This window comes from Leptotrichia trevisanii DSM 22070 (assembly GCF_000482505.1).
Lineage (GTDB): Bacteria > Fusobacteriota > Fusobacteriia > Fusobacteriales > Leptotrichiaceae > Leptotrichia > Leptotrichia trevisanii.
Window position 1 is genome coordinate 87,744 of the sequence record NZ_KI519446.1, and the last position, 6,754, is coordinate 94,497.

General features: G+C 30.8%; 7 protein-coding genes. All 7 read left to right on the top strand.

What is annotated here, in order from left to right; translation table 11 throughout:
- The first annotated feature begins 20 nt into the window (after positions 1 to 20).
- The 7 genes from K324_RS0112875 to K324_RS0112910 all read left to right on the top strand — a co-directional run bounded on the left by K324_RS0112875 (position 21) and on the right by K324_RS0112910 (position 6,613).
- The gene (locus tag K324_RS0112875) at positions 21 to 806 is read left to right on the top strand and encodes an ABC transporter ATP-binding protein (RefSeq protein WP_026749498.1); all 786 of its coding nucleotides are present in this window, start codon (positions 21 to 23) and stop codon (positions 804 to 806) included.
- Positions 807 to 843: 37 nt separating this feature from the next.
- The gene (locus K324_RS0112880) at positions 844 to 1,899 is read left to right on the top strand and encodes a DMT family transporter (RefSeq protein WP_026749499.1); all 1,056 of its coding nucleotides are present in this window, start codon (positions 844 to 846) and stop codon (positions 1,897 to 1,899) included.
- A gap of 183 nt (positions 1,900 to 2,082) precedes the next feature.
- Positions 2,083 to 2,847 carry a class I SAM-dependent methyltransferase gene (locus K324_RS0112890; RefSeq protein ID WP_026748646.1) on the top strand — a complete coding sequence of 255 codons (765 nt, stop codon included), beginning with the start codon at positions 2,083 to 2,085 and terminating at the stop codon, positions 2,845 to 2,847.
- 515 nt (positions 2,848 to 3,362) lie between these two features.
- Entirely contained in the window at positions 3,363 to 4,301 is a 939-nt protein-coding gene (locus K324_RS0112895; RefSeq protein WP_026748647.1) for an Hsp33 family molecular chaperone HslO, read from the top strand.
- Positions 4,302 to 4,386: 85 nt separating this feature from the next.
- Positions 4,387 to 5,313, top strand: a complete 927-nt coding sequence (locus K324_RS0112900) for a D-alanine--D-alanine ligase (RefSeq protein ID WP_026748648.1) — start codon at positions 4,387 to 4,389, stop codon at positions 5,311 to 5,313.
- Between the two features lie 58 nt (positions 5,314 to 5,371).
- On the top strand, positions 5,372 to 5,851 hold the full coding sequence (locus K324_RS0112905; RefSeq protein WP_026748649.1) for an S-ribosylhomocysteine lyase: 480 nt from the start codon (positions 5,372 to 5,374) through the stop codon (positions 5,849 to 5,851).
- A 51-nt stretch (positions 5,852 to 5,902) separates the two neighbouring features.
- Positions 5,903 to 6,613 carry a hypothetical protein gene (locus K324_RS0112910; protein ID WP_026748650.1) on the top strand — a complete coding sequence of 237 codons (711 nt, stop codon included), beginning with the start codon at positions 5,903 to 5,905 and terminating at the stop codon, positions 6,611 to 6,613.
- The last annotated feature ends 141 nt before the right edge of the window (positions 6,614 to 6,754 follow it).

Below are 6,754 nucleotides of genomic sequence, written 5' to 3' on the forward strand. Positions count from 1 at the left end.
GAAAAAAGAAGGATATTTTTATGGAAGAAATATTACACTATGAAAATGTAACTTTTAAACGTAATGGCAGAGAAATACTGAAAGGAATTGACTGGCATATAAATAAAGGTGAGAATTGGGTACTTCTAGGGCTTAATGGTTCTGGAAAGTCAACTCTTCTTGGAATGATACCAGCCTACATTTTTCCAACTTCTGGAGAAGTGAGAGTTTTTGGGCATAAATTTGGTAATTATTCTTGGAAAAAAATAAAAAATCGAGTTGGATTTGTGAGTTCCACATTAAATAATTTTTCAAGCACATTAAATGGCGAAAAACTGGAAGATGTTGTAATTTCTGGAAAGTTTAGTTCTATTGGGATTTATGATGAAGTTACAGATGAGGACAGGGAAAAGGCGGATAAGATTATTGAGGATTTTAGAATTTCGTATATAAAAAATAATCGTTTTGGAACTTTGTCGCAAGGAGAGCAACGACGGACATTACTTGCAAGAGCGTTTATGAATGAGCCTGATCTGCTTATACTGGACGAGCCTTGTTCGGGGCTTGATGTAACTTCGAGAGAGTATTTTTTGAAAGTGCTTGAGGAAAATTCCAAAAATGATAATGCAATACCATTTATTTATGTAACTCACCAGATTGAGGAAATTATGCCGTCAGTAACACACGTGGCACTTCTTCACGATGGAAAGATTTTGGCAAAAGGGTTTAAAAAGGATATTTTGACTGATAAATTGCTTTCTCAGATGTTTGGTTTGGATGTGAAGATTGTTTGGGAAAAGGAAAGGCCTTGGCTGATTGTGAGATAAATTTAGGATTTGTCTAAAAGGAGATGATTTATTAAACATGGATAAAAGCAGAAAATTTATAGCGGTAATTTTAGCATTGCTTGCGGCTATTTTTTATGCAATAAATACACCATTTTCTAAAGTGCTTTTAAATAAGATTCCACCCACATTGATGGCATCTTTTCTATATTTGGGAGCTGGAACAGGTGTAGGTATTATGTACTTGTTTCATAGGAAAGTCGAAGAAAAGTATGAAAAGTTAAATAAGGCAGATTTACCTTATACTGTTGGAATGATTGTCCTTGATATTGTGGCACCTATATTCCTGATGATTGGTATAAATATTGGTTCAGCTTCAAATGCTTCACTGCTTGGCAACTTTGAAATTGTAGCAACAACAATTATTGCTCTTTTGATATTTAAGGAGAAGGTAACATCAAAGTTATGGATTGCTATCGGTTTTATTATAGTATCAAGCATAGTTCTTTCAGTTGAAGGGGCTGAAAGTTTCCAGTTTTCATTAGGCTCATTGTTTGTTATACTAGCAACTTGCTGTTGGGGACTTGAAAATAACTGCACTAGAAAAATCTCGGATAAAAGCACTTATGAGATTGTTTTGCTAAAAGGCTTTTTCTCTGGCAGCGGCTCATTTATAGTCGCCTTTATTTTGGGAGAAAGAATTCCTGAAATGAAATATATAATAGCTGCTTTGCTACTTGGATTTGTGGCATATGGACTCAGTATTTTTATGTATATCAGGGCACAAAGGGATTTAGGCGCTGCAAAAACTAGTGCATATTATGCTATAGCTCCATTTGTAGGAACTTTTTTAGCATTTATAGTAAATGGAGAAAAACTTACTTTGGTATATTTCATTGGTCTTGTTTTTATGGTAATCGGCAGTGTAGTTGTTGTATATGATACAATGGTTAAATATCACAGTCATAGTCATTCTCACATAATTGTTCATACGCATGATGGGAAAAAACATACTCATATTATCACGCATGAACATGAGCATAGTCATTTTATATCAGAGAAAAAGCATAATCATAAACATAAAGATTATATGAACAGCAAAGAACATAAATTGATACATGAAAAGGGACTGTAGATTTATAAAAGTTCTGTATTTGAAACATAAAAAATTAAAGTTTCAAATAAAAAATAAAAAAACAAAAAATTTAAGCAGGATTAAAATAGTTCAAGAAATTATAATTTCTAGAGGTGAGAAAAATGTAATGGCAACATATTCAACTTAAATCGAAATAGTATAAAATTACGAGGAGATTATAAGATGAACAATTATATAAAATTAAATGAAGATAGATGGAATAATGTAAAAAATGACTATACTGAGCCATTGACACATGAAGAATTAGAAGAAGTTAGAAATAATCCAATTTCTGTTGCATTAACTGTTGGGAAAAAAGTTCCAAAAGAATGGTTTGAAAAAGCAAACGGAAAAAAGATATTAGGTTTAGCTTGTGGTGGTGGACAGCAGGGTCCAGTTTTTGCTATAAAAGGTTATGATGTAACCATAATGGATTTTTCTAAATCACAATTACAAAGAGATGATATGGTTGCTAAAAGAGAAGGCTTAAAAATCAATACAGTTCAAGGCGATATGACAAAACCATTTCCATTTGAAAATGAAACTTTTGATATTATTTTTAATCCAGTTTCAAATGTATATGTAGAAGATTTAGAAAATATATATAAAGAAGCCTCTCGAGTATTGAAAAAGGGTGGATTGTTAATGGTCGGATTTATGAATCCTTGGATATACATGTATGATGCTGATATTGTATGGGACAAACCTGATGAGGAATTACTTTTAAAGTTTTCAATACCTTTTAATTCAAAAGAGCTTGAAGAGGAAGGCAAAATAACCATAAATCCAGAATATGGATATGAATTTAGCCATACCTTAGAAACTCAGATTAGAGGACAACTTAAAAATGGTCTCGCTATGATAGATTTTTATGAATCATGTGATAAAAGACATAGATTATCAAATTATGGAAATGACTATATAGCTACACTTTGCATTAAACTATAATATTATAAAACATACTTCAGGAGAATAGCTCATTTTATTTTCCTTAAGGGTTAAAATCTAAAAATCCTAGTTTACAAAGAAAAGAAAAAATAGATTTCTGAGAAAATATCTACAATAAAGCTGGAGGTGTATTGTTAATTTGAAAAAGTTTATGAAACAAAAATTGACTAATTTAGCTGTTGGAGAATTAGTGGCGGTAGTAGTATTCTGGATAAATTTTTTCCTATTCAAAAAATTGATTATTACTACAAAATCTCTAATTTCTATTTCTTTCTTGTATGATAAATATATAAATAATTATATAAAATACTGCTGTTGATTTGGACGGTGGTATTTTTTTGGTTTTCTATTTGACTTAAGAAATGAATTATCTTGTTTTTTTGTATAGAATGTGATATTCTAGTAATGTAATTTTTAAAAATATGCTTGAATTAAATTGAAATCGGATAGATGAAAAATTCGTGAATCTTGATTTGGGTAGAGTAATTTTGAAATAAAGAAGGATGTTAGAAAATATGGGAAAATCAGAAATAATTAGAGGAACAAGCAAATGTGCAAGATTTTTTGTCTGTGATACTACAGAACTTGTAAAAGAGGCAAAGAAAGTACACCGACTTGATCCAATAGCGACAACTGTTTTTGGGAAACTATTAACAGTAACAGCTATGATGGGGAAAGATTTGAAAAACGAAAAGGATTTGGTGTCGGTTAAAGTAAATGGTGATGGGCCTTATGGAAATATGCTTGCAACTGGGAATATGAAAGGGGAAGTAAAAGGTTATATTGGAAATCCTGAAGATAAATTTCATCAGATAATTGACGAAAATGGAAATTTTATAAAAGATGAGACTGGGCAAGTGAGATTTATTGGAAATGGAACAATGCAAGTTATAAAGGACTTGGGACTAAGAGATCCGTTTTCTGGCGTTACAAAAATAAATGAAGAGGATATTGCAGATATAATTGCTCATTATTTTCTTTTATCAGAGCAGATAAAATCAGTTGTTGCACTTGGTGTAAAGCTGGATGAAAATGGAGAAGTAAAAAGGGCTGGAGGTTATTTGATACAGCTGTTGCCAGGTGTGGAAGACGGATTTATTGATAAACTGGAAAATAAATTACAGCAGATTAGGACGATTACTGAACTTCTGGAAGGTGGAATGAGCCTTGAGCAGATTGTGGAACTGCTTTATGAGGATATTTCGGTATTTGAGGAAGAGACAGATGTTGATGGTGCTCATAAAAAGGTTTATGTGGAAGATTTTGAAATTTTGGAAAAATCAGAGCTGGAGTATAAATGTAATTGCACTAAAGAGAAGTTTTACAAGGGATTAATCACGCTTGGAAAAGAAGAAATTGATAAAATTCTGGAAGAGGAAGGCAAAATACAAGTAGAATGCCATTTTTGCGGTAAAAAATATGATTTTGGAAAAGAAGATTTTAAAAATTTATAAAATAGATTTGCTTGGAATTATATAGGTTTAAACGATTTTAAATAATTGTAAAAGTAATAATAAAAAAACTGGAAAGGAAGAGAAAATGTCAAAATTAAGAGTAGGAGTAATACGTGGGGGAGTTTCAACTGAAAGAGAAGTTTCTTTAAAGACAGGAAGTGAAATTGTAGCAAACTTGAATAGAGATAAATATGAGGTTTTTGATATTGTAATTGATTCAGAAAAGGAAGTTTTTGAAAAAGTAAAAGACTTGAATCTGGATTTTGTTTATATCGCTTTACACGGTGTATTTGGAGAAGACGGGAGAATACAGGCAATTTTACAAAGTCTGGGAGTGGCTTATAGCGGGCCTGGAGTGATGTCAAGTGCAGTCTGCATGGATAAAGAATTTTCAAAAAGAATTGTGGCTGGATATGGAGTTAGAATTGCAAAATGGAAAAGTGTACGTGTAGGCGAAACTGTTGACTTTGAAACAATAAAAAAAGAATTGGGAAATCGTGTTGTAGTAAAGCCAAATAACGGTGGTTCAAGCATTGGAGTAAGTTTTGTGGAAAATCAGGAAGAACTTGAAAAAGGGCTGGAACTTGTTTTTGGAATGGATAAGGAGGCATTGATTGAAGAAGTTCTGCATGGTGTGGAAATAAGCGTACCTGTGATTGATGGGGAAGTTTTTCCAACACTAAGAATTGAGGCTCTTGCAGGAGATTACTTTGACTATGAATCAAAATATGCAAAAGGTGGGGCAAATGAATATGTATTTGAATTTCCTGAAAAAGTGCAGGCTGAAATTAATAAATTTGCAAAAGACAGTTATTACGGGCTAAAATGTGAAGGATTTGCAAGAATAGACTTTATGGTGGTAAATGAAGAAACGCCATATTTTATGGAAGTAAACACATCGCCAGGAATGACATCTGCCAGCTTATTGCCAAAAAGTACAGCTTCAAAAGGTTATGATTATTCACAGACATTGGACTTATTAATAGAATCTTCAATAAAAGTGGAAAGATAAATAACTTAAAAATTTGAAAAAATATAGAAAATAAAAATATAAAAAGGAAGTGGAAAATATGGAAAGAATAGCAAGTTTTACAGTAGATCACATCAGATTAAACAGAGGAATTTATGTATCAAGAATAGACGAAGTTAATGGAAATTATTTGACAAGTTTTGATATAAGAATGAAATTGCCAAATAGAGAGCCAGTAATAAACATCGCAGAACTTCATACAATGGAGCATTTGGGAGCAACATTTTTGAGAAATCATCCAACTTGGAAAGATGAAATTGTATATTTTGGGCCTATGGGATGCAGAACAGGATTTTATCTTATCCTAAAAGGAAAATTGGAATCAAAGGACATTGTTGACTTAATGAAGGAACTTTACAAATTTATGGCAGAATTTAAAGGAGCAATCCCAGGAGCGACTGCTATAGAATGTGGAAATTACTTGGATCAAAACTTGCCAATGGCTAATTTTGAGGCTAAGAAGTATTTGGAGGAAACGTTGGAGCATTTGGGAGAGGAAAATTTAAATTATCCTGAGTAAAAAACACTATGACCATTTTTAAGAAGTATTTAAAAATAAGGTGGTAAAAGGATGGAAGAATTAAATACATTTGAAAAAACTTTACCAGATAAATTGGATTTTGAAAATATAAATTTAAAAATGGAAAAATTGCAAGTTGAAAATAAATGGAAATTAATTATATATGAAAATATAAAAACTTCATACATTAAAGATTATAATTTGGATACAGAAGAAGCACTGTATTGTGATATTTTTTTGGAAAAACTAAAAATAGAACCTTTGTATGATAAAATTCAATATAATGAATTTTTGAAAAATATATCTCCTTTATTGAAAAAGGAATTATTAGATACAGCCGAAAATTATGAAATTAAAATATCAGTTGATAAATATCCGATTACAAATAATAAAATGCAATTTTTAGATGATGAAATGGATATTTATATTACTAAAAATGATTCAAATATGCATCCTTTAGAAAGTTATCCTGAAATATATTTTAGAGATACAGTGAATTCTTGGAAAAAATGTGAGATTATGAAAAGCCGAAAGCAAAAAATATTTATCCTAAATATAGAACTTAATGATAAAAAATGGGAAAAATTGTCAGAATTTCAGATAATGCCTAAAATAGAGCATGAAAATGTATTTCCACCTGTTTTTAAAAAAGTAGAAAATAACATTTTCGATATAGTTTATATTCCTAGAGAATGGGATGATAATGACTGTGGATTTAGTGTATCAGAAGAATTATTAGACCTGTTCGACAACCTTGTATAAAAACCAATATTAAGGTATAATAATACTGGTGATGAAAATGATAAACAATGTTGAAAGAATAAAAAAACTTAAAGAAGAAAACTATCAGAAAATTTTTGGCATTAAAAAAAATACCTTTGACAAAATGCTGAAACTTTTGAA

Excerpts from the sequence above, each read along its gene's own strand:
- K324_RS0112880 (WP_026749499.1), top strand. The coding sequence starts at position 844 with ATGGATAAAAGCAGAAAATTTATAGCGGTAATTTTAGCATTGCTTGCG.
- K324_RS0112890 (WP_026748646.1), top strand. The coding sequence starts at position 2,083 with ATGAACAATTATATAAAATTAAATGAAGATAGATGGAATAATGTAAAA.
- K324_RS0112900 (WP_026748648.1), top strand. The coding sequence starts at position 4,387 with ATGTCAAAATTAAGAGTAGGAGTAATACGTGGGGGAGTTTCAACTGAA.
- K324_RS0112895 (WP_026748647.1), top strand. The coding sequence starts at position 3,363 with ATGGGAAAATCAGAAATAATTAGAGGAACAAGCAAATGTGCAAGATTT.
- K324_RS0112910 (WP_026748650.1), top strand. The coding sequence starts at position 5,903 with ATGGAAGAATTAAATACATTTGAAAAAACTTTACCAGATAAATTGGAT.
- K324_RS0112875 (WP_026749498.1), top strand. The coding sequence starts at position 21 with ATGGAAGAAATATTACACTATGAAAATGTAACTTTTAAACGTAATGGC.
- K324_RS0112905 (WP_026748649.1), top strand. The coding sequence starts at position 5,372 with ATGGAAAGAATAGCAAGTTTTACAGTAGATCACATCAGATTAAACAGA.